The organism is Bacillus sp. 0209A, from assembly GCF_036765095.1.
GTDB classification, from domain to species: domain Bacteria; phylum Bacillota; class Bacilli; order Bacillales; family Bacillaceae; genus Bacillus; species Bacillus subtilis_G.
The window spans coordinates 185620-210003 of sequence record NZ_JBAIZV010000003.1; the positions used below are offsets into that span (position 1 = coordinate 185620).

At 43.2% G+C, this 24384-nt stretch carries 29 protein-coding genes and 1 other RNA gene; 6 read left to right on the forward strand and 24 right to left on the reverse strand.

Annotated features, from left to right (window positions below; translation table 11 throughout):
* Positions 1-55: 55 nt before the first annotated feature.
* Positions 56-247 carry a hypothetical protein gene (locus tag V6D44_RS11530; RefSeq protein ID WP_087990800.1) on the reverse strand — a complete coding sequence of 64 codons (192 nt, stop codon included), beginning with the start codon at positions 245-247 and terminating at the stop codon, positions 56-58.
* Between the two features lie 163 nt (positions 248-410).
* Between V6D44_RS11530 and V6D44_RS11535 the strand changes: the two genes are divergently transcribed.
* Positions 411-563 (forward strand): YpzG family protein, encoded by a 153-nt coding sequence (locus tag V6D44_RS11535; RefSeq protein WP_010327933.1) that lies wholly within the window; start codon positions 411-413, stop codon positions 561-563.
* A gap of 52 nt (positions 564-615) precedes the next feature.
* On the opposite strand, the gene V6D44_RS11540 is transcribed toward V6D44_RS11535, so the two are convergent.
* The 9 genes from V6D44_RS11540 to V6D44_RS11580 all read right to left on the reverse strand — a co-directional run bounded on the left by V6D44_RS11540 (position 616) and on the right by V6D44_RS11580 (position 7994).
* Positions 616-1773 carry a THUMP domain-containing class I SAM-dependent RNA methyltransferase gene (locus V6D44_RS11540; protein WP_087990496.1) on the reverse strand — a complete coding sequence of 386 codons (1158 nt, stop codon included), beginning with the start codon at positions 1771-1773 and terminating at the stop codon, positions 616-618.
* 100 nt (positions 1774-1873) lie between these two features.
* An RNA gene (gene rnpB / locus V6D44_RS11545) (RNase P RNA component class B) lies at positions 1874-2256 on the reverse strand.
* A 65-nt stretch (positions 2257-2321) separates the two neighbouring features.
* Positions 2322-2618 (reverse strand): cell division regulator GpsB, encoded by a 297-nt coding sequence (gpsB, locus tag V6D44_RS11550; protein WP_003225629.1) that lies wholly within the window; start codon positions 2616-2618, stop codon positions 2322-2324.
* A gap of 77 nt (positions 2619-2695) precedes the next feature.
* Positions 2696-3241 (reverse strand): DUF1273 domain-containing protein, encoded by a 546-nt coding sequence (locus tag V6D44_RS11555; protein ID WP_087990801.1) that lies wholly within the window; start codon positions 3239-3241, stop codon positions 2696-2698.
* Between the two features lie 88 nt (positions 3242-3329).
* Positions 3330-3554 (reverse strand): spore coat protein CotD, encoded by a 225-nt coding sequence (gene cotD, locus V6D44_RS11560; RefSeq protein WP_087990497.1) that lies wholly within the window; start codon positions 3552-3554, stop codon positions 3330-3332.
* An 83-nt stretch (positions 3555-3637) separates the two neighbouring features.
* A complete protein-coding gene (locus V6D44_RS11565; protein ID WP_003230707.1) occupies positions 3638-3766 on the reverse strand; it encodes a hypothetical protein in 129 nt (42 codons plus the stop codon).
* Positions 3767-3866: 100 nt separating this feature from the next.
* Positions 3867-5120, reverse strand: coding sequence for a ribonuclease H-like domain-containing protein (locus V6D44_RS11570; protein ID WP_087990498.1), 1254 nt, complete (start codon positions 5118-5120; stop codon positions 3867-3869).
* Positions 5121-5135: 15 nt separating this feature from the next.
* Positions 5136-7385: an ATP-dependent helicase MrfA gene (gene mrfA / locus V6D44_RS11575; protein WP_253268398.1), complete on the reverse strand. Its 2250-nt coding sequence runs from the start codon at positions 7383-7385 to the stop codon at positions 5136-5138.
* Positions 7386-7487: 102 nt separating this feature from the next.
* On the reverse strand, positions 7488-7994 hold the full coding sequence (locus V6D44_RS11580; RefSeq protein WP_087990802.1) for a PTS sugar transporter subunit IIA: 507 nt from the start codon (positions 7992-7994) through the stop codon (positions 7488-7490).
* Positions 7995-8131: 137 nt separating this feature from the next.
* Here V6D44_RS11580 and V6D44_RS11585 point away from each other — a divergent pair, with 137 nt between their 5' ends.
* The gene (locus tag V6D44_RS11585; RefSeq protein WP_087990500.1) at positions 8132-8551 is read left to right on the forward strand and encodes an Hsp20/alpha crystallin family protein; all 420 of its coding nucleotides are present in this window, start codon (positions 8132-8134) and stop codon (positions 8549-8551) included.
* A 20-nt stretch (positions 8552-8571) separates the two neighbouring features.
* On the opposite strand, the gene V6D44_RS11590 is transcribed toward V6D44_RS11585, so the two are convergent.
* Positions 8572-8940 carry a YppG family protein gene (locus V6D44_RS11590; protein WP_087990501.1) on the reverse strand — a complete coding sequence of 123 codons (369 nt, stop codon included), beginning with the start codon at positions 8938-8940 and terminating at the stop codon, positions 8572-8574.
* 186 nt (positions 8941-9126) lie between these two features.
* Here V6D44_RS11590 and V6D44_RS11595 point away from each other — a divergent pair, with 186 nt between their 5' ends.
* Positions 9127-9315, forward strand: a complete 189-nt coding sequence (locus V6D44_RS11595) for a YppF family protein (protein WP_333516531.1) — start codon at positions 9127-9129, stop codon at positions 9313-9315.
* A gap of 39 nt (positions 9316-9354) precedes the next feature.
* Here the strand turns inward: V6D44_RS11595 and V6D44_RS11600 are convergent, their stop codons facing one another.
* Positions 9355-9726 (reverse strand): YppE family protein, encoded by a 372-nt coding sequence (locus V6D44_RS11600; protein ID WP_087990803.1) that lies wholly within the window; start codon positions 9724-9726, stop codon positions 9355-9357.
* Positions 9727-9771: 45 nt separating this feature from the next.
* On the reverse strand, positions 9772-10017 hold the full coding sequence (locus tag V6D44_RS11605) for a DUF5446 family protein (RefSeq protein ID WP_087990502.1): 246 nt from the start codon (positions 10015-10017) through the stop codon (positions 9772-9774).
* Positions 10018-10216: 199 nt separating this feature from the next.
* Between V6D44_RS11605 and sspM the strand changes: the two genes are divergently transcribed.
* Positions 10217-10321 (forward strand): acid-soluble spore protein SspM, encoded by a 105-nt coding sequence (gene sspM / locus V6D44_RS11610; protein ID WP_003225606.1) that lies wholly within the window; start codon positions 10217-10219, stop codon positions 10319-10321.
* Between the two features lie 24 nt (positions 10322-10345).
* On the opposite strand, the gene V6D44_RS11615 is transcribed toward sspM, so the two are convergent.
* Positions 10346-11308, reverse strand: coding sequence for a DUF2515 domain-containing protein (locus V6D44_RS11615; RefSeq protein ID WP_087990503.1), 963 nt, complete (start codon positions 11306-11308; stop codon positions 10346-10348).
* Positions 11309-11348: 40 nt separating this feature from the next.
* Here V6D44_RS11615 and recU point away from each other — a divergent pair, with 40 nt between their 5' ends.
* Together recU and V6D44_RS11625 are read left to right on the forward strand one after the other, a co-directional pair.
* Positions 11349-11969 carry a Holliday junction resolvase RecU gene (recU, locus tag V6D44_RS11620; RefSeq protein ID WP_087990504.1) on the forward strand — a complete coding sequence of 207 codons (621 nt, stop codon included), beginning with the start codon at positions 11349-11351 and terminating at the stop codon, positions 11967-11969.
* A 21-nt stretch (positions 11970-11990) separates the two neighbouring features.
* Positions 11991-14732: a PBP1A family penicillin-binding protein gene (locus V6D44_RS11625; RefSeq protein WP_087990505.1), complete on the forward strand. Its 2742-nt coding sequence runs from the start codon at positions 11991-11993 to the stop codon at positions 14730-14732.
* 75 nt (positions 14733-14807) lie between these two features.
* Here the strand turns inward: V6D44_RS11625 and V6D44_RS11630 are convergent, their stop codons facing one another.
* The 10 genes from V6D44_RS11630 to panC all read right to left on the reverse strand — a co-directional run bounded on the left by V6D44_RS11630 (position 14808) and on the right by panC (position 24383).
* Positions 14808-15302 (reverse strand): YpoC family protein, encoded by a 495-nt coding sequence (locus V6D44_RS11630; protein ID WP_087990506.1) that lies wholly within the window; start codon positions 15300-15302, stop codon positions 14808-14810.
* Positions 15299-15958 (reverse strand): endonuclease III, encoded by a 660-nt coding sequence (gene nth / locus V6D44_RS11635; RefSeq protein ID WP_087990507.1) that lies wholly within the window; start codon positions 15956-15958, stop codon positions 15299-15301. Before nth ends, V6D44_RS11630 begins: the two co-directional genes overlap by 4 nt.
* Positions 15959-15976: 18 nt before the next feature.
* Positions 15977-16675 carry a DNA replication protein DnaD gene (gene dnaD, locus V6D44_RS11640; RefSeq protein WP_087990508.1) on the reverse strand — a complete coding sequence of 233 codons (699 nt, stop codon included), beginning with the start codon at positions 16673-16675 and terminating at the stop codon, positions 15977-15979.
* Positions 16676-16769: 94 nt separating this feature from the next.
* Positions 16770-18062: an asparagine--tRNA ligase gene (gene asnS, locus V6D44_RS11645; RefSeq protein ID WP_148961503.1), complete on the reverse strand. Its 1293-nt coding sequence runs from the start codon at positions 18060-18062 to the stop codon at positions 16770-16772.
* 143 nt (positions 18063-18205) lie between these two features.
* The gene (gene aspB / locus V6D44_RS11650; RefSeq protein ID WP_087990509.1) at positions 18206-19387 is read right to left on the reverse strand and encodes an aspartate transaminase AspB; all 1182 of its coding nucleotides are present in this window, start codon (positions 19385-19387) and stop codon (positions 18206-18208) included.
* 22 nt (positions 19388-19409) lie between these two features.
* Positions 19410-19895 (reverse strand): cell wall elongation/penicillin-binding protein regulator TseB, encoded by a 486-nt coding sequence (tseB, locus tag V6D44_RS11655; RefSeq protein WP_087990510.1) that lies wholly within the window; start codon positions 19893-19895, stop codon positions 19410-19412.
* Positions 19896-19903: 8 nt separating this feature from the next.
* Positions 19904-20074 carry a YpmA family protein gene (locus V6D44_RS11660; protein WP_003225588.1) on the reverse strand — a complete coding sequence of 57 codons (171 nt, stop codon included), beginning with the start codon at positions 20072-20074 and terminating at the stop codon, positions 19904-19906.
* A 142-nt stretch (positions 20075-20216) separates the two neighbouring features.
* On the reverse strand, positions 20217-23012 hold the full coding sequence (gene dinG, locus V6D44_RS11665) for an ATP-dependent DNA helicase DinG (RefSeq protein ID WP_333516533.1): 2796 nt from the start codon (positions 23010-23012) through the stop codon (positions 20217-20219).
* Positions 23013-23137: 125 nt separating this feature from the next.
* Positions 23138-23521: an aspartate 1-decarboxylase gene (panD, locus tag V6D44_RS11670; RefSeq protein ID WP_087990512.1), complete on the reverse strand. Its 384-nt coding sequence runs from the start codon at positions 23519-23521 to the stop codon at positions 23138-23140.
* 1 nt (position 23522) lies between these two features.
* A complete protein-coding gene (gene panC, locus V6D44_RS11675) occupies positions 23523-24383 on the reverse strand; it encodes a pantoate--beta-alanine ligase (RefSeq protein WP_087990513.1) in 861 nt (286 codons plus the stop codon).
* Between the last annotated feature and the right edge of the window lies 1 nt (position 24384).

A 24384-nucleotide genomic window follows, 5' to 3' on the forward strand; every position in this document is an offset into this window, starting at 1 on the left:
TTTCCCACTGATGAATACAATAAAAAAACCTGGCATTGCCAAGTTTTTTTACAGCTTACTTTCGATTGATCACATGCGAAGATAAAAAAGGATGGTCTGTTGAATAAATATGTTCCACCGCTTTTTCTAAATCGATTTGCGCATGGGAAATCACGGACGGAGACAAATCAACTCCGAGCTCGTTCAGCTCGTTTGCTGTTGCGTCAAGCGCCCTTTGAATAAGATTAAAATGTTCACTGTTCAGCATGAGATCACCTCTGATGGAAATAATCATCATTGTATGCGAACTTTTCATTTTATATACATGCTTCCCGCATGTTATCACCGAAACATGCGCAAACTACAATTGATATTCCGGTATCCGGATTATCCGTCTTATCAACAATATTCTATCAGGGAGTGATGTTGACATGAGTTATAGAAATCGATTAGATCAGCATTCTGAGCTGTTTCATCACAATTGGACGCGGCCTAAACGTTCTAAGTCTCAAGTAAACGGTCACACTGAAATGTCCCAAACCAACATTATATTGAGAAGCAACGCGAAAGCGCACCGTTGGTAACGATAGAATATAGCTGAAAGACGAAAGAAGACGCATGCAAAGCGTCTTCTTTTTATTCGTTTTCTGTTTTCGTGCGCTGCGGTCTTACTTTTGACCAGTATTGATAATAATCCGTTTTAATAAATCCGTTAAAGAGCTTTCGTTTCTTCGTCGCTTTTCTGCCGTATGCTTCCTCAAAATCCTCATTTGATGTCAGCATATACACAGACCAGCTATCAAGCGGTTCGAATGCCTGTCCCATTTCTTTGTACATCTGCTCAACAGCTTTTTTCTCGCCGAGACGCTCTCCGTATGGCGGGTTTCCGACAATTACCCCAAACTCCAGATTTGTCGTGAAGTCTTTGACCTGCATCTGCTTAAATTCGATTAAATCTCCCAAGCCTGCTTCTTCTGCATTCTCTTTTGCGATTTGAACCATGCGGTGGTCTATGTCGCTTCCGAAAATCGTAAGCGGCTGGTCATAGTTCGCTTTTTCTTCAACTTCAAGGCGCGCTTTGTCCCACTGCTCTTTACCGATCCATTCCCAATCCTCCGAGACAAAATCACGGTTAAAACCCGGGGCGATGTTTTGGCCGATTAACGCGGCTTCAATCGCGATCGTTCCAGAACCGCAGAAAGGATCAACAAACGGACGGTCCGGGGTCCAATTTGTTAGTTGAACTAAAGCGGCAGCAAGTGTTTCTTTAATCGGCGCGCCGCCCTGATCGACACGGTATCCTCGTTTGTGGAGGCCTGTCCCTGAGGAATCGAGCGTTATAACCGCCTGATCTTTCAATAAAGAAATTTCAACCTTATACTCGGCACCTGTTTCTTCAATCCAGTCATTGGCTTTGCCGGACTGAAGCTTGAGCTTTTCGACAATTGCTTTTTTGACGATCCGCTGACAGTCAGGAACGCTTGCAAGTGTCGATTTCACTGATTTCCCAATGACAGGGAATTTCCCGTTTTCAGGTATAAATGAGCGCCAGTTAATCGCTTTCGTTTTTTCAAACAGTTCATCAAATGTTTTCGCTTTAAAAGAAGCAACCTGAACCTTTATGCGGTCGGCTGTTCTAAGCCAAAGGTTTGCACGGCAAATGGCAAGCGCATCACCTTCAAAAATAATTTTTCCGTTATCAACCTTGCATTCGTATCCTAAGTCTCGTACTTCCTTTGCGACAACAGCTTCAATGCCCATCGGCGCCGTTGCAATTAGTGTATACTTCTTCATCGTATCACCCTGTCTTTTAAAACTTTTCTCTTTTCAAGATAAAAGCTCTCCTTATACGGGAGAGCTTGTTTTCATCATTTTAAATGTAAGTGGTCTAACGTTCTGTAAGCCATGTTTTGTTTCCGTCGTACTGCAAGCGGCTCATCACCTCGTACTCAGGCGGCAATCATCTATCTACAGAAAGTATTCTGTCCTTCTCTCCGTTGAATTCCGTTAAGAAGGTTCCCCTACCAAAATTTGGGTTTCTCGCTCGAGGGGTTTACCGCGTTCCACTCTCACCATTTCTAGTGAGACTTCGTCACTGTGGCACTTTCAAGGATACTCAGCCATATCCAAAGGACGTAGGCTTTTTTCCTGCCGTCAGCCTATCAAGGCTGCCCTAGCTTATGACTTCGCTAGGCACGAACACTACGGGCATCTCAGCACCGTGCGAGCATGGACTTTCCTCTACAGATTCAAGATCTGCAGCGATTACCCGAACGTTAAGAACATGAATTATTATATAACAACTGATTGCAATTTACAAGTGCCATTTTTTTCAAGAACGATCAATCATAAAGCTTGCTGCCAAAAACGTGTTTTTCTAAGTTAGACAGCCGTTTTAAAATATCAAAGTTCGTTGTGTTAGATTGCACCGGCTGTTTTTTGCTGGCTTCTTCAAGCTGTTTTTTCAGCTGCAGATTTTCCTGCTGCAGTTCTTCAATTTCTTGATGGAAGGTTTCATAATCCTTAATAATCATATCTAAAAATTTGTCAACGTCTTCTTGCTTGTAGCCTCTAACGCCTGTTTTAAATTCTTTTTCCAAAATTTCTTTCGCAGAAAGCTTTACTTTATCAGCAAGCATCTTTTTCACCTCGTATCGTGAATCATCAACTATATTTTTTCAGAAATCTGTACGGTTGTCAAATTTCTCTTTCTTTGTTATGAGTAGCTGTCTTCCTCTACTGTCACTCTCAAGTCATCCATTGTAATAAAGTAAATAGGGTAGCCGTCCTGTTCGCGTCGCTTTTCCGCTGTCTCAAGCATATACTTTGGAGAGCCTTCCATTTCCGAATCATATAAAAGCATAAGCGCATCTGATTTCTCAATGAAGAACTGATTTTTTTGTTTAAACTGAAGCGGGCTTTCATATGGCCTGTGAGTCAGGCTTTCTTCATAGTCAGCCTGTGCCAGAACAGCTTCATAAAGCTCTTTATTAGGTTCTTTCCAGTTCTTTTCCTGATCGTAAAAAGGGGTAATCACAGCTACCTTTAAATCAGGGTATTCCTCCTGCAGATCATAGGCAGCTTCAGCCGCCCAGAGTTCGGCTCCGAGCTGGCCCGAAATTAAAATCCATTCCAGTCCTTCATCTAAAAAAGCAATCAGCCGGTTCTTAATGGCTTTTTTTATGTAATACAACGCTTTGTCATCTTGTTTAAAAATCCCGAGTTCAAATGGCTTGTATCCTGTTACTGCCAATACTTTCATTATTTCACCTGCTTTAAAAAATGGGGCTCCCCATTGGGCCCCATTTTGATGTGCTGTTGTTTCAACCATCAAGCTGCACGTTTCCATACTAGTCGAAGAAAGGTCTTCTCGCTTGAAAATGTTGATGCGTAGCCGTATCAACGTTTGAGAAAGTGTGTGGAAAGTAGTGAACGTGCTGAAAATGCTGGTGATTTACGTTTGTTGTGTGCTGTGGGTGAATATGCGGCACGATAGTATTTGAAAACGTATGGTTTTCACAGCAATGAGTAGGATGGACAATCGGCGCCATCATGTGCGGTCTGCAGTGATGCATGATTAAATCCCCTTTCCATAAACTTTATTACAATACTAAGTTATGAAAAATAGGGGGTACATGTTCTGATGCAATGACCTATTTTAAAAGTGTGCAATTAAGCTGTCTTTAAAGTTTGAAAATACGAAAGCAATCAAAAAAACAACGACAAAGAACAAATAAAAAACACCCTTATACATACCAACTCTCCCTTTAAAAATAACTAACGTCATTTTACAGGATTCGCCGGTATTCTACAACAAAATCGATGTGAATCCAGCAAAAAAAATTCTTGGCGAAAGAAGTCGTCTTTTGCGCTTTCCCGGGGAATATTCAAGAGGAATATTTCCTCTTCAGCCGCGCAATTCTTACATGCAGATTTTCAACTTCTTTTTCTGATAAAAACGCCTCATCGCTAAGTAATTGTTCTGCTATACGCAGGGCTTTTCCGAACTCTTTTTTCTTATGCTCAAAAAATTTCGCAAGCTCTATCACAGCGGTGTATCTGCACTTCTGATTTTGGGAACGGGACAGCTTTTCCCAAAGCGGCACTGCCTCCTCCAACCGGTTTTGTTTTTTGTACAGTAGTGATAAATCCAGCCGGGCCCTATCCTGACCCTCAAACGGCTTTTCTTTAAGCCTTTCCAGCTGTTTGACCGCTTGATCCGTTTCTTTATGGGCCATAAACCATTTCGCCATCGCATAAGCTTCACTGTGCTCTTTTGGCGCATGTGATTCAGAGAGAATTTTTTTAGACATATGAATGTACAATGAAATGAGCGATAGCACATCCATTTCATTATGATGCAGAACACCTTTTAGAAGATCCGGCTCTTGCGCCTTGATAAAATGAAAGTAAAGCATTGGCGCCAAGTAGCCCGGTGTATCTTCTTGCCTGCGGATGCCGAGCTCCTCTTTTTCAACCGTGCCAAGCGATACGCGGTCCATTTTGTGTTTCCACAAGCGTCTTGCTCCGTGCAGCAGGTCAAAGTGGCCGAACTCCGGGAGATTCGGAAGTCTGTCGCGGATCAATGTGTGCCTTGTTTTCACCTGCGGCCAATCAAAGGCTTTACCGTTGTAGGTCACGAGTGATGTAATGTCAACCTCGCTTAAAAAGCTTTGATACAAGGCGACTTCATTTCCCGGCTTGGGCAAAAGATGCTGTTTGACTGACACTCGGTCTTCATATACTCTCGCATGCCCAAGCAAAAAAATGGTATTTCCGGCGCCGCCTCCAAGACCGGTTGTTTCCGTATCAAAGAAAAAGAGACTGTTTTTGTTATACCCTTTTGCTGACAAAGTATGCGCCAGGCAGCTTTGATTCCACAATGCAATCACTTCATCAAGTTCAGAAAAACGGTATAACCCATGCCGGTGAGAAAGCGGATATTCTACTTCTCTAATGAGGCAGTACTCATCTTCGAAGAAAAAAGGCTTCATACCAAAAGCCTCCCACTCTTCTAAAAATGGAATCTCAGCATGGTTCTCAATGAGTTTGTTTTCTTGTTCGCCTTTTTCTATTTTATATTCCCCTTCATCAAGCACCATATGCTTTTTCATTCGCTGGAGTTTCCCTTTTAATGACATATCTGACCTCCCTCCTTACGACATTTGATCCAGCAGCTGCAAAATTCTTTCCTTTGCTTTTATCCCTTCTATTTCGGTACCTATACAAGACGGACAGCCGTCATGACAAGGACATTGTTTAATAAGCTGTTTCGCCGCTTCGTTTATGTCTGAAAAACGTTTGTAGACTTCCTCCGCCAAACCAATACCGCCCGGATAATGATCGTACAAAAAGATGGTCGGCAATCCGGTATGGGCCGCTTTAATTTGAGAAACGACATGCACATCGTTTCGATCACACATGATATACACAGGGACAATATGCTGCAGCACATTCGAGATGCCAAGAAGGAGCTGTTCCAACGTCTTTTCCCCGATATCTTCGTCTGCTGTTTTGATTTCGAGCCAAGCTGCACTTGTATGCAGTTCTTCTTCCGGCAAATGAATAGGGCCTGAGCCAATATTTTCAAAGGTGGTCATTTTAATTTTTTTAAAAATGGTCGGCAGGGCATTGACAGTGACGTCACCATAGTGCAATGACATACTGCTTTTTTCGTTCGTTTTATCAACTTCTAATACTTTCAGCTGAACTGCCAGGTTGGCATCCGTGTAATACTCGACATCGACGTTTCTGACATAAGCCTTTTTATGGTCCCAATCAAGCTTCTCTACTTGATATTGCACCCCTTCATGCAAATAAATCGCTTCATCATGTAAAAGCGTCATCGCGCTAAAACGATCCATTTCACCGATAATCCGCACATTTGCAATATCTGACTGATCAACAATGACGACATTTTCTTGTGAAGCGGACCGTAAACTGATATTTGATGCGGGGAACGATTCACTTGCCCAATGATACCGTTCGCCGTTGCGGTGAAGAACGGCCTCTTCCTGAAGGTACTCAAGAATATCACTTACATCCATCGGCCCAAACTCTTCATCAGCTCTAAAAGGAAGCTCATAAGCCGCACACTTTAAATGGTCTACTAAAATAATCAAATTCTCCGGATTGATTCTTGCAGATTCCGGCGAACGGTTAAAGAAGTATTCGGGATGCCTCACAATATATTGGTCAATCGGCGTTGAATTGGCGACCATGATAATCAAAGACTCACCGTGCCTTCTGCCGGCTCGTCCCGCCTGCTGCCATGCACTTGCCACACTTCCAGGATAACCCGTCATCACACACACTTGCAGCTGGCCGATATCAACACCAAGCTCTAAGGCATTCGTACTGACCACTCCTAAAATCTCGCCTTCTCTCAGACCTCTTTCGATTTCTCTCCGCTCTTTTGGAAGATAGCCTCCCCGATAGCCTCTGATTGACTTTGTCCCAATCTCTTTTTTCACAAGCTCCTGAATATGGCTTAAAATAATTTCCACCCGGACTCTGCTTCTGGCAAAAACAATGGTCTGCACTTTGTTTTTCAGGAACTCTTTCGCCAGTTCATTCACTTCTGCTGTTGCGCTTTTTCTAATATTCAGCGGTTTGTTCACAATTGGCGGATTATAAAACACAAAGTGTTTCCGTCCGCTCGGGGCTCCGTTGTCATCAACCAGCCGCATCGGTTTTCCCGTCAGCTGCTCCCCCAATTCCTTCGGGTTGGCAATCGTTGCGGAAGTACAAATAAAAACCGGATCACTTCCGTAAAACCGGCAGATTCGCTTCAGCCGCCGGATCACATTCGCCACATGGCTCCCGAACACACCGCGATACGTATGAAGCTCGTCGATGACGATATACTTAAGGTTTTCAAACAAACTGACCCATTTCGTATGATGCGGAAGAATGGCAGAATGAAGCATATCGGGGTTTGTAATGACAATATGGCCTGCTTTTCTCACCTTTTGCCTAATTGCCGGAGACGTATCCCCGTCATATGTAAAGCTTTTAATATCAATGCCCATTTCATCAATGATTTCATTTAGCTCGCTCTTTTGGTCTTGCGCCAGCGCCTTAGTCGGAAATAAATATAGCGCCCGATTTGTTTCGTCGCGGGCGATGGACTGCAACACTGGGAGGTTATAGCATAATGTTTTTCCTGATGCGGTTGGCGTTACGGTAACGATGCTTTCTCCTTTTTGCACATATTGAAAAGCGGAATATTGGTGGGTATATAGTTCATTAATGCCCCTTTTCGAAAGGGCTGCTTTTATTCTTTCATCTATACTTTCAGGCATCGGCCTTGTTCTTGCTTCACGAGGCTCAATTTCATGCCAATTCACAACGTTTTCATTTCCTTTTAACTCAGAAATGAGCTCAGTCAGTGATTTCCTTTTCATTCTTTACACCTCTTTGTCAAATACAGTTTACCGAATATTTGTTTGCATGGCTAGGTGCAAATTTTATACAATCGAATAAAAAAAGCAAGGCATGCGCCCTGCTTATTTCGCTTTTATTGTGAGAAGCTTTGTTTCGCCTTTGAGGGCAGCGTTTTCTCCTGCCGGCACAATTGATCCTACAGCCTCACCATTCATGATAACGATCGGGATGACCGTGCTGCTCGCTTTTTCTTTAATTAATTCCAAGTCACACGTAATCAACGGATCACCGACTTTCACTTTATCCCCTTCTTTCATGTGGGCAGTAAACCCTTCTCCGTTCATATTGACTGTTTCCAGCCCGACATGAATTAAAAGTTCAATTCCCGAGCGAGTTCGAATGCCCACGGCGTGTTTGGTGTGGAAAATCTGAATCACTTCACCTTCAACAGGTGAAACGATTTCACCGTTTGATGGTTCCACCGCTATTCCTTCCCCCATCATTTTCTGTGAAAAAACAGGGTCCGGCACATCAGTCAGGTCCATTACCGTACCATCTGCCGGAGAATAAATAACCTCTTCTGCCACTTTTTCCTGAGTTTTGCCCATTCCGAATAATTTTTTCAGCAATGTGTTTTCTCCCTTCTCATTCGCCTCAACCATTATCCCTTCAATCACCACTATTTAACCACACTTTCAATTTTGCTTCAATTTATAACAACATCTGGCACAGGCGCATAATCTGGTTAAAAAAGGCGGTGGCAAATTTGGAATTCAATCATGACAAAAAAAACGAACTGCAAAAGAAAGAAGAAATCATCGCGGAGGCAATGGACCATCTTTTTCAATCCTCAGCATTCGGCAACCTATTAAACGGATTTCAGAACTTGATCAACTCGAGTTTAAAAGATGTACAGACGACCATACATGTCAGAGAAAGAGATACCGGGCTGTATGTCGATATCACGATTCCGGAGACGTTTCGAGATGGCGAGATCATCGTTGATATTAAATCGAGGTATCTGCATGTAACTCTCCAAGAGAAACAAAAACAGCAAAATGAGGCCACTTTTACAAGCATGACCAGAACGGTTCAGCTGCCTTATGAAGTACACCAAGAAGATATGGAAACATCTTGGAACGAGCAGACAATGACGCTTTTCTTCCCAAAAAATAAGCATGAATGAGTGATTCATTCATGCTTCTATCATTTAAAAAAGCTGGTAAATCCCTTTATTAAAGATCCGACCTGATTCATTGCACTCATCACTTGACCTGTCGTATCCATCATTTTATTAAAATCAAACTGCCCGTTGGCTTTTTTGAACTGCGACATGATACTTTGAAATTGTGAGGGCTGCTGCTGGTTAGGCCTTGGGATTGGATAAGGGTTGGAGAATACTGGAGGCTGCGTAGGCATCGGCTGGAGCGGAGAATGCGGCTGATAAAAATCCGGCTGTCCATAATGCTGCTGCGGCCAGTATTGTCCATGTGCTGCCTGCTGATAATATCCTTGCATTTGCTGAGGATAATAATAGTCCATTTGCCGAGGATAGATTTGAGAACTCCTGTTCATTGCGATTCCCCCTAAACTCAACATGTTTCTCTTCTATATATGTATGAATGAAGTCTATTGGTTGTGTCACAGGTTCTGATTCGCGTTTGTCAAATTGTGTCGAAAGTTTAAATTTTTTAAAAACAGAAAAAAGTCGAATCATTATGGTACCATATTTTCAATACAGATGAGAGGGGATGCACCATAATGAACGTATCATACTTAAGCAAACGTTTTGCAGAAATGAAGAAATATGAAACAGACTGTATGAATAAACTGATGGACTTTGCCAAGTTCCTCTATATTCAAGGACATCTCAGCACAACTGAGTTTCGTTACAGTATGAAGGTTCTCGAAGCAAATGGAGCAGAAAGCCCGGCATATGAGTTGAATTAACGTCCGGCCCCCTACAACAAACTTAAAAGAAGACAGCCTTTACCGGCTGTCTTTTCTTGCAATTTCATCCTTTACTGCGTGCAATGTATAAAGGACTGACTCAGTGATGTCCTTGAATCGTTTTTTATGAATATGATGAACATATGATTGAAGGACCAATTCCAGGAAATTGTCCTTTACGGTCTCAATTTGCTCTCTATGCACATATTTCGGACGGCGGGCTTTTACCAATTCAAGCGCCCCTTGCGCCCAGCGAGCCGCCAGATCATCATTCTCTTCAACTGCAGGCTTTATCGTCTCAAAAAAATCATATGAAAGATTCTTGTCTTTTCCTTCCTGGTATCGATCAGCGCCATTTTCAGCAGTTTCAATCATTTGCTCGGTCATTTCCAGCAATGTTTGTGATTGCAACATCCTTCACCTCAATGACTATCGTACCAAATTTCGCCCGCAAATTCAGCCGATGCGGTATACCTTTTCAAATGCATACCTGTGTTCAGGTGATTGATGCAGCTCATTTATACAAATATGAAGGTCCATGATTTCTTCTTCCAGCACACTCAGGCGATCGTTTTCCTTTTCCCGCATCTCAGCCTCCCATGCGTTTAAGGAATGGTTCAGGCTTTGGTCGGCTCGGGTTAATTCATCTTCTATATCAGAAAGCATACGGAGAATATCTGTCTTGCTTACGTAACCGGACATTCGTGGTACCTCCCTTTCCTCGTCTCTCCCGGTTAAGATTCTTTGCTCTTCAGTCTCTTTCCTTCCTCATGACAAAACTAGAAGCAAATCGTCAAACAAACAGGTTTTCCACGGAAAGCTGAAGTTTTCGACAAAAACAACCGCAAAAATTGTATGATCCTCCCCCTTAATGCAAACGATACTTGTGAGGAGGTGCCGTATGAAAACCAGACCGAAAAAAGCCGGCCAGCAAAAAAAGACTGAATCAAAAGCAATCGATTCTTTAGATAAAAAATTAGGCGGCCCGAACCGCCCTTCTACGTAAGAAGCAAGGAAATTCCTTGCTTCTTTATTTTTTCAGCCAATGCTCGACTGCAAAAAGCGCATGAAGCTGGCGTTTTTTATGCAGATACCAGTCTGTCAATTCAATCTGCTTCGGCAATTCCTCACGTCTAAAGAACGCTTTCTTGATCTTTCCATGAAACCAATCCGTTTTCTTTCCGTCTAATGAGTGGATGAACTCAGGGTAGCATGTCCTTAACATAGGAGATGTTCTTTTTGTGATCCCGATCATTTTTTCCATATCAAAACGGGAGCCTGTGTGCGGCACTGTGTGCAAAAAGTGATAAAAAGAGGAGAATAATTCGGGGCTGAACAGCAATTGAGACAGCTGCTTTCCCAGCCTTATCCTTTCCTCTGTCTTTGAAAAGCGTTTCACTGAAATGCCGTAAAGAAACCCGTCTGAAGAAGGAAAAATAACGGTGTTAAAATGAAACCAGTCACTTAAATAAAAAGGAATCGTGTCAAAAACGTTCTTTTTAAACGAAGGATTTTGTATAATAGGTGTTTGGATAGTGTTTTGTTCATTTACAATGAGGGCATACATCAGCCGCTCGGTGTTTCGCTCATGCCAAAAACGGGCCCATTCTTCCGTCATAAATTGCGAGACGCCAAACACATGGAGATGATGGAACAGCGGTTTCCCGATTTTTTTTGACCAGTGGTACAAAAGAAGCTGCGGATAGGCATCCGAAAAAATAAGCCAGTTCGCTCTTTCATAGGCTAAAAAGAACCACTTTTGCTGTCTCTCACGGAGTCCAAGCTGAAACAGACTGCCTTTTAAGTCAGTCATTGACCAGCCGGCATTGCGAGAAACAAAAGATGCTAAGAGCGACCATTTGATTTCCGGATGACAGTCATAAAATGCTTTATATGCGTTCGTTCTTGAAATGTTATCTGCGTTTTTTGCTTTTGTCTGCCGTTCAATCCGGCTAAGAAGCTTTCTGATGGCCTGTTGTTCTTGCACGTACATTCACTTCCGTCACGAATAGTTTAATAAGGAGGATGAGAAAGTGATTCGGTATCCTAACGGAAAAACGTTTCAGCCGAAACATTCGGTTTCATCCCAAAACAGTCAGAAAAGGGCCCCGTCCTACAGTAATCGCGGAATGACCCTCGAAGATGACTTAAACGAAACGAATAAGTATTATCTGACAAACCAAATTGCCGTTATACACAAAAAGCCGACACCTGTTCAAATTGTAAATGTCCATTATCCAAAAAGAAGCGCCGCGGTGATTAAAGAAGCTTACTTTAAACAATCATCGACAACAGATTATAACGGGATTTACAAAGGGCGGTATATTGATTTTGAGGCGAAAGAAACGAAAAACAAGACCTCTTTCCCCCTGCAGAATTTTCATGACCATCAAATCGAGCATATGAAGCAGGTAATGGCTCAAGACGGCATTTGTTTTGTTATTATATCCGCTTTCGACCAGGTTTATTTTTTGGAAGCCGATAAACTGTTGGATTTCTGGGACAGAAAAGAAAAAAACGGCAGAAAATCAATTCGAAAAGATGAATTAGAGGAAGCGGCTTATCCGATTTCTCTTGGATACGCACCTAGAATTGATTATATTAGTATTATTGAACAGCTTTATTTTTCGCCGTCATCTAGTGCGAAAGGTTGATTAACGAAAGGTTGAGATGTTATGTCAGATCAATTTAACAGCCGTGAAGCTCGACGAAAAGCGAACAGCAAATCGAGTCCTTCACCGAAAAAAGGCAAGAAACGAAAAAAAGGCGGATGGTTTAAAAAGACTCTTTTTACCTTACTCATTCTGTTTGTTTTAGGTGTAGTTGGCGGTGCCGTCACATTTGCTGTCATGGTTTCCGATGCGCCAAAACTTGACGAAAACAAATTAAAGACGCCTTATTCTTCGACAATATATGATAGAAATGGAGAAGAAATTGCTGAATACGGCTCCGAAAAGCGAACCTACGTCTCAATAGATGAAATTCCTGATACTGTAAAAGAAGCTTTTATTGCGACAGAGGACGCCCGTTTTTATGAACACCATGGGATTGACCCTGTCCGTATCGGAGGCGCCGTAGTCGCCAACTTTACAGACGGTTTCGGAGCTGAAGGCGGAAGTACGATCACCCAGCAGGTTGTCAAGAACTCCCTTCTTTCTCATCAGAAGACGCTGAAACGGAAGGTGCAGGAAGTGTGGCTTTCGATTCAGCTGGAGCGCAATTACTCTAAAGACGAAATTTTAGAAATGTATTTAAATCGGATTTATTTTTCTCCTAGAGCATATGGAATCGGAAAAGCGGCGGAGGAATTTTTCGGCGTCACAGATTTAAGCAAATTGACTGTGGAACAGGCGGCAACACTTGCGGGCATGCCGCAAAGCCCGACAGCGTACAATCCCGTTAAAAACCCGGATAAAGCGGAAAAAAGACGGAACATCGTACTCAGTCTGATGAAAAAGCAAGGATTTATTTCTGATTCTGAATTTAATAAAGCCAAAAATGTGGCGATGAAAGACGAAGGCGTTGTGTCACAAAAGGAATATGAAAAAAACAATTCAAACAAATACAGCGCGTTTGTTGAAGAAGTCATGAAAGAAATTGAAGAAAAATCTGATGTCAATCCAGGAACTGACGGATTAAAAATTTATACGACATTAGATACAAAAGCACAAGACAAACTAGATGAATTAATGGACGGAGACACCGTCGGATTTACTGAAGGCATGCAGGGCGGCGTTACCCTTCTCGATACAAAAAACGGAGAAGTCCGCGCGATTGGTGCTGGGCGCAATCAGCCTGTCGGAGGCTTTAACTATGCAACTCAAACTAAGGCACAGCCTGGTTCGACCATAAAGCCGATTTTAGACTACGGTCCAGTTATTGAAAACAAAAAATGGTCTACGTATGAACAAATTGATGACTCAGCTTACACTTATTCTAACGGAAAACCAATCCGTGATTGGGACCGTAAATATCTAGGGCCTATCTCTATGCGTTATGCACTTGCACAATCTAGAAATATACCAGCCTTAAAAGCATTCCAGGCAGCTGGTAAAGATACTGCTGTAGACTTTGCAAATGGACTTGGACTGGGATTAACAAAGGATAATGTACCAGAGGCCTACTCAATTGGCGGTTTTGGTGGAGACGATGGTGTTTCTCCTCTGACAATGGCAGGCGCATACAGTGCGTTTGGAAATAACGGAACATATAATGAACCGCATTTTGTAAAATCCATCGAATTCAACGATGGCACGAAGCTTGATTTAACACCGAAATCAAAGTCAGCAATGAGTGACTATACTGCGTTTATGATTACAGATATGCTGAAAACAGCTGTTAAGACAGGTACAGGACAGCTCGCTCAAGTACCTGGGATAGAAGTAGCCGGTAAAACCGGGACTACAAACTTTGATGAAAGTGAAGTCCAAAGGTACAATATCGCAAGCGGCGGTGCCCGAGATTCTTGGTTTGTCGGTTACACACCGCAATATACTGCAGCCGTCTGGACGGGTATGGAAGAAAACGATGCTGGAAAGAAATCACTTTCTGCTGAAGAGCAAAAAGTCGCAAAACGAATCTTCGCCCAGCTCATTGCCGATGTCGATGACGGAAGCGGATCGTTTGAGAAGCCTGACAGCGTAGTTGAGGCCACTGTAGAAAAAGGCTCTAACCCGGCAAAACTGGCAGGGCCGAATACGCCAAGCGATAAAAAGCTCACGGAGTACTTTGTCAAAGGCACTGCCCCTTCCACTGTTTCTAAAACGTATGAAAAAGAAGAAACAGATAAACCGACTGGCTTAAACGTGAAATATGATAAAGACAATCAATCTCTGACATTAAGCTGGAAATATGACGGTGATGCCACCTTTGAAGTGAAGCAGTCTGTCGATGGCGGCAGCTACTCCGAGATTCAGAACAGTTCTGCAAAAGAAGCCGTCATATCCGGTGTGCAGCCTGGATCTGTGTATAAATTCCAAGTAACAGCCATCAGCGACGATGTCCGCAGCGATACAGCCGCCACTTCGTATGAAGTGCCGAAGGCTGAGGATAAAGAAGATAAAGACGACGAAGAGAAAACCGATGATGAAAAGCAAGATGAAGATAAATCTCAGGATGATACACAGACTGATGATTCGCAAACAGATGACAGTCAGACAGATCAAGATCAGACAGATGATTCAACGAACGATCAAGACAAAAAACAAGACAACACGAACACCAATCCGTCCGACAACAGCAATCAAGACCAAACCAACGATAACAGCAACAATAACAACAGCAACAATCAGGGTACGTCGGATGATGATTCGAACTCAGATACAAATGATTCATCAGGCTCTGATACAAATAAAAACAAAACAAATACATCTGACAAAACACAAACGAATTCATCATCAACTGAAAAAGCAAATTAAACAAAAAGCCCCGTCACTCTATTGGGTGATGGCTTTTTCTTCATCATAAAAAACCTCCCCTTAAAAGGGGAGGTTTTAGCGATTCATCGCATGGTATTTATAAAAATGCTTTTTCATTTCAGCAAATAGCTCATCAAGCTGAATAAAGCAATGGTATTGAGTCGGCTTTAGAAGAATAAATTCTACTCGTTCAGGCCAATTGATTGGCTTCACGGGAAATGATTTTTCCGTTAGTTCTGGCCAATCGAGCGATTTTACCCGCTCACCCGCTGTCCAGTGGAACGAAGCGAGCAAACATACAATGCCCTTCAGCATGTCATTTTGGTCACATCTCGATTTTCGTGTTTGAAAGACTGGGAGAAGTGATTCTTTAATGTCTTCCCACACTTCAAATAAAAGCGGAACGTACTTGCCGCTGTCTTCCCATGGCAAAACACCTTGAGATTCCAAACAGAGGTCAACATACACAGGGTTGATTCTCAAGGCTTCTGATATATCCAGGGAGTTCATCTGGCCAAGACTGCTTAAGTACTGCTCATAGGAAGCCAACACGTCTTTCGCTTGCGTCATCGTTTCACCAGTCCTTTTTTATCTCTCTTCTGCCCTTCTCTGCACAAAGACAGCAGCGGACATTCCGCACAGCGCGGAGACTGGGCCTTACAGTGATATCTGCCGAAGAAAATAAGCCGGTGATGGGTAACAGACCAGTCTTCTTTTGGCACCTTGCGCATCAGCGTCTTTTCCACTTCCAGCACCGAGTCTTTCCACCGGCAGATTCCCAAACGTTTGCTGACTCTCTCCACATGGGTGTCTACAGCAATGGCCGGCACGCCAAAGGCAACAGATACTACGACGTTGGCGGTCTTTCTTCCGACACCAGGCAGTTTGACAAGCTCATCGCGGTCTTTCGGCACTTCTCCGCCGTAATCTTCAATAATCATTTTACTCAATTTTTGGATGTTATTTGCCTTATTACGATACAAACCGATTGATTTAATATCCTGCTGAAGTTCTTCCAGCGAAACAGCCAGATAGTCTTCCGGCTGTTTATATTTTTGAAATAATGTTTTGGTCACCCTGTTTACAAGTGCATCTGTACATTGCGCAGATAAAGCGACTGCCACCACTAATTCAAAAGGATTGGAATGAACCAGTTCACACTCTGCGTGGGGAAACATGTCGCCTATCTTGTCCAAACAGAATTCAATTTGTTTTAGATTTAACACGATTGTCACCTTTTCACTTTATTGTTCAAGCCAATTGTAAAAAGGAACTTGCCTTTTATACTCTTTTTGCGGTTCAGTCTGCTTGGTTTGTACCCGCCGGAATTTCTGGCTGTGGATTTTTGCCTGCTCCACAGTTTTCAGCCCGTTTTTCTTCCACTCAAACAAAATCCGGTCAATGTAGCGGAAACTGAGTTTCCCTGACAGTACCGCCTCTTTTAAGGCGTGTTTGATCAGCTGTGCGTCATGCTGATCTTGATCCTGCCAAATGGCCAGTGTTTCACACTCCAAAGGTGATAACGGCCTTGCGAACTCTTCCTCAAAAATGGTATAAAGGCTTTTTTGTTCCCCTTCTGCTTTTCTTTCCTGCGTTTGATTCTGTGCAAGCTGTATATACTCGTACAGATTGCCCCATAAAGGCTGAAGAGAATATTTCTCAAATTTGATACCGTTTTGGTCCTCACATTCTTCAATAAACAGAAAACCTTTTTGAATAAACATCCTCAATCTGTTTGTGCATTCTTCAACAGAAATTGACATCCCTTCTTGCAGCTGATTCGGTGTAGGAAAATAAGATCCTTTTTCTAAATGCATTTTAATTTTTAAGAGCAGAATAAGTTCTGTTTCGTTAAGCCCGAGCTGTTTATAATGCGTAAGCAGAAGATTAGGGATTGTTGACGTTCCCTGTTCATGCATATCAATAAATTGCTGTTTTTTCATCGTCACACCTCTTACTGTAAAGGATCATGTTTTCCCCTTTACTGTAAAAAGTCTCCCTTGCAGGAGACTCTTTTTCTTGTTTCATTTGAATGTATTATGGATATAGACGGTTTAACAGTCTTGGGAACGGAATGGTTTCACGAACGTGAGGCGCTCCGCTGATCCAAGCTACTGTCCGCTCTAATCCAAGGCCGAAGCCTGAATGAGGAACTGATCCATATTTTCTAAGTTCAGCATACCATTTATATGCGTCAGAATCCAGTCCATGTTCTTTAAGGCGCGCTTCCAAAAGCTCCATATCGTGAATCCGTTCGGATCCGCCGATGATTTCTCCATATCCTTCCGGCGCAATCAGGTCAGCGCAGAGCACGACATCCTCACGGTCAGAAGCCGGCTGCATATAGAATGGTTTTAAGGACGTCGGGTAGCGAGTGATGAAAACCGGTTTGTCATAGTGTTCCGCAATCGCTGTTTCATGAGGCGCCCCGAAGTCGTCTCCCCACTCGATATCGTCAAAGCCTTTTTCTTTCAGAAAATCAAGCGCTTCATCATACGTGATTCTTGGGAACGGAGCTTTGATTTGCTCAAGTTTTGATGTGTCTCTTCCTAATGTGTTTAATTCAATTTTGCAATTCTTAAGTACGGATTGCACAATGAAAGAAACGTAATTTTCCTGCACTTGAAGGTTTTCTTCAAATTGTACAAACGCCATTTCCGGTTCGATCATCCAGAATTCGATCAAGTGGCGTTTTGTTTTAGATTTTTCCGCTCTGAATGTCGGCCCGAAGGAAAATACTTTTCCTAAAGCCATTGCCGCAGCTTCCATGTAGAGCTGGCCGCTTTGAGACAGGTAAGCATCTTCCTCAAAGTACTTTGTCGCAAAGAGCTCTGTTGTTCCTTCAGGCGCGCTTCCAGTCAGAATGGGCGGATCCACTTTTACGAAGCCTTCGTTATTAAAAAATTCATAAGTCGCGCGAATGATTTCATTACGAATTTTCATGGTGGCATGCTGGCGTTTTGAACGAAGCCATAAATGTCTGTGATCCATCAAGAATTCTGTGCCGTGTTCTTTTGGCGTAATTGGATAATCAGTCGCTTCGTGAATGACTTCAATACCTGTCACAGCTAGCTCATAACCTAGCGGAGAACGCTCGTCCTCTTTGACAATCCCTTTTATATAGAGTGACGTTTCCTGCGTCACTGATTTAGCTGTTTGGAAAATGCTTTCTTCCACTTCCGCTTTGACTACGACACCTTGAATAAAGCCGGTACCGTCCCGCAGCTGCAAAAACGCGATTTTCCCGCTTGAACGCTTATTAGCGACCCAAGCTCCGATCGTTACTTCCTCACCTACGTGTTTGTACACTTGGTTGATTGTTGTTTTCAACATATTTCCCTCCAAAACAAGAAAGACATTCGGAAGCCCATTGCCCCGCGAACTCTTTTATCATCACTTTATTATACCCGCTCTTAACTAGCCGGGTCAATGCAGATAAAAAGCGGCTTTTCTGTCAGCCGCTTTTTGATCTGTTAGCTATGTTTTTCTACAAAACGTTTGATTCTCTCAACCGCTTTTTCAAGAAGTTCTAACGATGTTGCGTAAGAAAGGCGTACATTATCAGGAGAGCCAAATCCGGAGCCAGGAACAATCGCAACTTTTTCCTCCTCAAGAAGCGCTTTAACAAATTCGTCTACATCTTTGAAACCGCAAGTTTGAGCTGCTTCTTTTGCATTCGGGAACAAGTAAAAAGCACCTTCCGGCTTCACACAGCTAAACCCGGGGATCTCTAAAAGCTTTGCGTAGATCGTGTTTAATCTATGTTCAAACGCTTCTCTCATTTCTTCCAGCGGCTCAGAAGGCCCGTTATAAGCAGCAATCGCTCCGTACTGTGCGATTGATGTCGGATTTGACGTGCTGTGGCTTGCAAGGTTAGTCATTGCTTTAATAATGTCTTCGGCCCCCGCCGCATAACCGATTCTCCAGCCCGTCATGCTGTGTGACTTCGACACGCCGTTAATAATAACCGTTTGCTCTTTCAGGCTGTCAGACAGCTGTGCAATGGAAACGTGTTTCTTTCCGCTGTATGTAAGTTTTTCATAAATTTCGTCAGACACAATCAGGATGTCATGTTCAAGGCACACTTCACCGAGCGCCGCCAGTTCGTCTTCCGTATACATAACGCCAGTCGGGTTGCTTGGAGAATTGATGACGATCGCTTTTGTTTTTTCCGTGATCGCATTTTTCAGCTGTTCAGGAGAAATTTTGAAATGATTTTCCTCAAGCCCTTCTACATAAACAGGCTTTCCGCCAGCGAGTTTCACCTGCTCCGGATAGCTCACCCAGTAAGGTGTTGGAATAATGACTTCATCTCCTTCATCCAAAATCACTTGGAAAAGGGTGTACAGCGCATGTTTGGCACCTGTGCAGACAATGATTTGAGACGGTTTGTATTCAATATTCTGGTCACGTTTAAATTTCTCTGCAATGCTGTTTTTGAGTTCAGCCAGACCACCTGAAGGCGTGTACTTCGTATGGCCTTCGTTCATAGAACGTACAGCGGCATCAATGATGTGCTGCGGTGTATTAAAGTCAGGTTCGCCTGCCCCTAGGCCGATAACATCATGGCCTGCCGCTTTCAGTTCTTTCGCTTTTGCTGTGATTGCCAGTGTGGTAGACGGTGTTAATGCGGATACTCTTTTTGCCAGTTTCAACTTGAACTCCCCCTAATTCGTCTTAAGGCGTCATATTTTTGAGAATCTTTCCAGTTGTAAAGTCCACATAACTTAAACTGTATTGACCTTCTTTGTCTAAGTACGTTACTTCCCAAAGCAGGACATTTCCCTCTCTTGCCAGATGAACCTCTTTTTGCTTTGAAACCAGTCCTTCATCCTGTATGATTTTCGCCGCTTTGTCTTCGGAGATTCCCTCTTTTGCTTCTTTTGAGAGAATTTTTGCTTTTTTATCGGCAGGAACCCAGACATATAATTTGCTTCCTTTTTTGTCCGTTCCCTTTACAACATAATATTTTTCTTTTCCGACAAATGTTTCGACTTGATCAACGTTGGCGAGATCGGTTTCTTTTTTAGCTTCAGCAGCTGCTGCTTCGTGCCCCTCTTCCTTTTGTGCCATGGCTGATTTATAAATGCTTGCCGAGACAAGAAGTACTGCTAAAAAAATAATACCAAAAATGGCGGTAAATATTAATGCTTTTTTTCTCATCTTCTCACCTACGTACGATAAATGGTAAAAACGGCTTGGTTTTTGTTTTCTTCATCCAGCGCAAGGCCGAACATCAGATTATCTCTTTTCAGTGTCCGATTCAGTGTGTCTACAATTTTATAAAGGTCATCAGAATGCTCTACATTAATTGTTGAAAGAATCTCGATTTTGCTTTCCATTTTTTCATCCTCCAGTTTGAACAAATATTGTTAGTCATACTCCGTTTTAGGACACGCCATACTAGTATCACAGAGCGGCAAAACCGCTTTTAAATAAAACACCATCCTATTCCCACACCGCAAAAGCCGCTTTATGCGGCTTTTATTCTTTTTCCCCTGCAACGTAAGCCTCAAGCTCGCTGTCAGTCATTTCGGATACGTAAGTTGTCGGCAGGGCATCAAGAAACAACCGGCCATAACCTGCCGTTTTAATCCGTCTGTCCAATATGACAATCGTCCCTTTGTCTCCCGCTGTCCGCAGCAAACGGCCGATTCCTTGCCTGAAGGTCAGCACAGCTTCCGGAAGTGATACTGTTTGAAACGGATTCCGCCCTTGTTTTCGGGCAAGCTCACATTTCGCAGCATGAAGCGGATGATCAGGGGACCGGAATGGAAGCCTTGCGATCATTACCGTTGTCAGCTCATCACCAGGAAAATCAACGCCTTCCCAAAAGTGATTTGTACCAAGCAAGATCGCCTGATTGGATGTTTTAAAAGTTTTCATCAGTTTGCCTGGACTTCCGCCTGAAATTCCTTGCGCCAAGAGCTGAATGCCGGAAGCACTCATCGCTTGCTTCAGCTCCTGATGAACCTTTTTCAGCATATCATGAGACGTGAACAGCACAAGGATTTTGGGCTGTTTTTCCTTTGCCATCAGTTCAATATAACGGGCCGTATCCTGTATAAATTCAGTTTGCCCTGTATCTTGAATTGATTTCATTTCTTTTGGAATCATCACCCGCATGCGCTCATCGTAAGAAAAAGGCGACTCAATTCTCATTGTTCGCGGGAAAAAGTCATCCAGTCCCAGACGTTCAATCATAAATTGAAATGAATCTTCGACAGTAAGGGTTGCAGATGTCAGCACCACACTGTTTTTGCGCGCGAAAAACTGATCAGCCAGGAGTTCACCAGGTTCAAGCGGCTGTGCGTAAATGGCCACTGCGTTTTTTGCTCCCTTTGCGTCTATTTCAACCCAAACCGCTTCATCGTCATCAGACTCGAAGAACAGCTTCTGCAACGTTAGACAGTAATGCTGCAAGCCTTTCATGACTCTTTGATATTCATCGGCTAAATAAGCGGTTTTGCTCTTCATACTCGTCAGATGTTTTTCCATCAGAGCCGACTGTGCCTCAAAAAGCTGCTGCAAATGTGTCAGCATGGAACAAAGCCTCTCTGCTCCATCCGTTAAAATAGGCCAGCTTTTATCTTGGCTTTCTTTGTTCACCTTATAGACTAGACGGTTTAAGTCTTCTTTAGGTTTTCTTCGTTTGACAAAAGAATGCACAGAGCTGAAGAAAGCATCACTTTCTGCTTGGATGTGCTGAATCCACTCTTCCAATTCGAAAAAAGAATCAACGGGCAGGCTGTTTCGCTGAAATAGCTGTCTCATCTTTTTTAGAAGCCCCTGTTCCTTCAGAGTGCCGATTCTGTTCAATTTAGAATGCAATTCTATATACGTGGCTCTTTTTCCTAAATGTTCGCTCGCCGCACGTTCAAAATGATGGGCTTCATCGATAATAAATGTGCCGCTTTCAGGGAGTCTTTTTTTCTGGCTGCCTTCATCGGTCAGCAAAAGGGAATGGTTGGTAATCACCAAATCGGAACGCATGGCAATCTCCTTGGCACGCTCATAAAACCCGGTCACACTTTCATGTCGACTTCTTTTATAGGAGCCCTCGTCATAAGCCAATCTGTCCCACAGCAATTTTCCGCCTGAAGGCAGATTCAGTTCAGCTACATCTCCTGTGTTTGTCTCAGTCAGCCAAACGAGGAGCTGTGCCTTTGTCAATACGGCATCATAATTATCATCTTCTTCATGAAGCACCTGCTCGAATTTATACAGGCATAAATAATGCGATTGTCCTTTTAAAACCGCCGCTGTTACCGGAAATGGAAACAGATCTTGGACAATCGGCAAATCCTTTGTCAAAATCTGCTGCTGTAAAAGCGTTGAATACGTGCTGATAATGACCGGTTTTTTTGATTTCTTGGCAAAAAGCGCAGCCGGAATGAGGTAGCCAATCGTTTTTCCGATTCCCGGAGGAGCTTCAATCAGCGCATGCTCACGATTCGCAAACGCTTCAGCCACCTCTTTGATCATCATCATTTGGCCGTCTCTTTTTTCATAACCGGGCATTAACGCAGACAGCGCTTTTTCATTGCCCGCTTCCCAATTTTCCATCTCAAATGAGAAGTTTCCGTCTTCATTGACACGTTCATCGATCGTTGCAGGTTCTCTGACAGAAAAGGAAGAAAAGCGCGCATAGCCGGGTATTTCGGTATGTTTGTTTTCATAAATGAACATATCCAACAAATGCGTCAGATCACTGATAAAATGCTGCGAAAGTCTTCTTAACTGTTTTAATGTCGGATCAGGAAGCTGCCGCAGCTTTTCAAGGATTTCCAAAAAAATAAGCCCTGTCACTTCAGCGTCGCTGTCAGCCCGGTGCGGCTGATCATGCCGCAGTTGAAGCTCCTCGCTTAATTCGGTCAGCTTATACCCTTCAAACCCCGGAAAAACAATACGGGAGAGTTCGACAGTATCCAGCACTTCACAATCTGGGAGCTGAAAGCCCGCCTTATGTAACTCATACTTGACAAATCCAAGGTCAAAATGGATATTGTGGGCGACAAAATAAGCGCCGTCAAGCAAATGAAACACTTCCTCAGCGACAGCCTCAAACGGCTGTTCATGCTCTACCATTTGATTGGAGATTCCTGTAAGCTGCTCAATGAAAGCAGGAATGGATTTATTTGGATTAATGTATTTTGAAAACCGCTCAGTAATTTGTCCATTTTCAATTACAACCGCTGCGATTTGTATGATTTTATCGCCTTTCTTCGGCGAATTCCCTGTTGTTTCTACATCTATAACAACGAACCGTTGCTTATTCATTAAAATGGACACCTCAATTCTTGCATACGACAAAAGTGTAACACGTTTTGTACGGAAATGGAGCGGCAAAACCGTTTTACTCTCAAAATCTTAAAAGAAAACCCCCGATAAAGGGGGCTTTTCTTCTACAACATTGTACGGGCTGGTTCGTTCCCCAGCATTTGTTCAATTTTGTTTTGATCATTCAGAACAGCCACTTTTGGCTCGTGGCTTGCCGCATCTTGATCAGACATCATTTTGTAGGAAATGATAATAACCTTATCTCCTACCTGCACAAGGCGTGCGGCTGCACCGTTTAAGCAGATGACGCCGCTTCCGCGTTCACCAGGAATAATATACGTTTCCAGACGCGCTCCATTATTATTATTCACAATTTGCACTTTTTCATTAGGAAGCATTCCCACTGCATCAATAAGATCTTCATCAATTGTAATGCTTCCCACATAGTTCAGATTTGCTTCCGTAACGGTTGCCCTGTGAAGCTTGCCGCTCATCATCGTGCGATACATATTATATTCTCTCCATTTCTCGAATATCAATAATGATATTATCTATTAAACGCGCTTTTGAAAAAGCAACTGCAACAGCCAGAATGACCTTTCCTTCCATTTTGTCCGCAGGCTCGAGTTTCGGATAGGAATAAAGCTCCACATAGTCAATGGTGCCGCTTGTCGTTTCAATGATTTCTTTCGCCGCTTTTATCACCGCTTCAGGGTCTCTTTCGCCGGCTCTGATCAACTCCGCACTTGTTTGAAGGGCCCGATACAGCTTAGGCGCTTCTTTTCTTTCCTCAGCAGTTAAGTATACATTGCGGGAGCTTTTGGCTAAGCCGTCTTCCTCTCTGACTGTATCGACAGCAACCAGTTCAATATCCATGAAGAAATCGCTGATTAAGCCATCAACAACCGCCACCTGCTGTGCATCCTTTAAACCGAAATAGGCACGGGTCGGCTGCACAAGATTGAACAGCTTCGTCAGTACAATTGCAACACCGTCAAAATGTCCTTCTCTTGAGCGTCCGCATAAAACATCCGTGCGTCTTTCGACGCGAATCGTGACATTCTTTTCGCCAGGATACATATCATGGGCACTAGGCGTAAAAAGAATATCGACGCCTGCGTTATCTGCAAGGCCCGCATCCCGCTCAATATCGCGCGGATATGCCTCAAAATCTTCATTAGGACCGAATTGCGCAGGATTCACAAAAATACTCATAACGACGGCGTCATTTTCTTGTCTTGCTTTGTCTGCCAAGGTTAAATGCCCCTCATGCAGAAAGCCCATCGTCGGAACAAATCCGATTGACTTCCCCTCTGACTGGTATTGTCTTATGGCTTCTTTCAGCTGTGAAATATCTGTAATCTGTCTCATC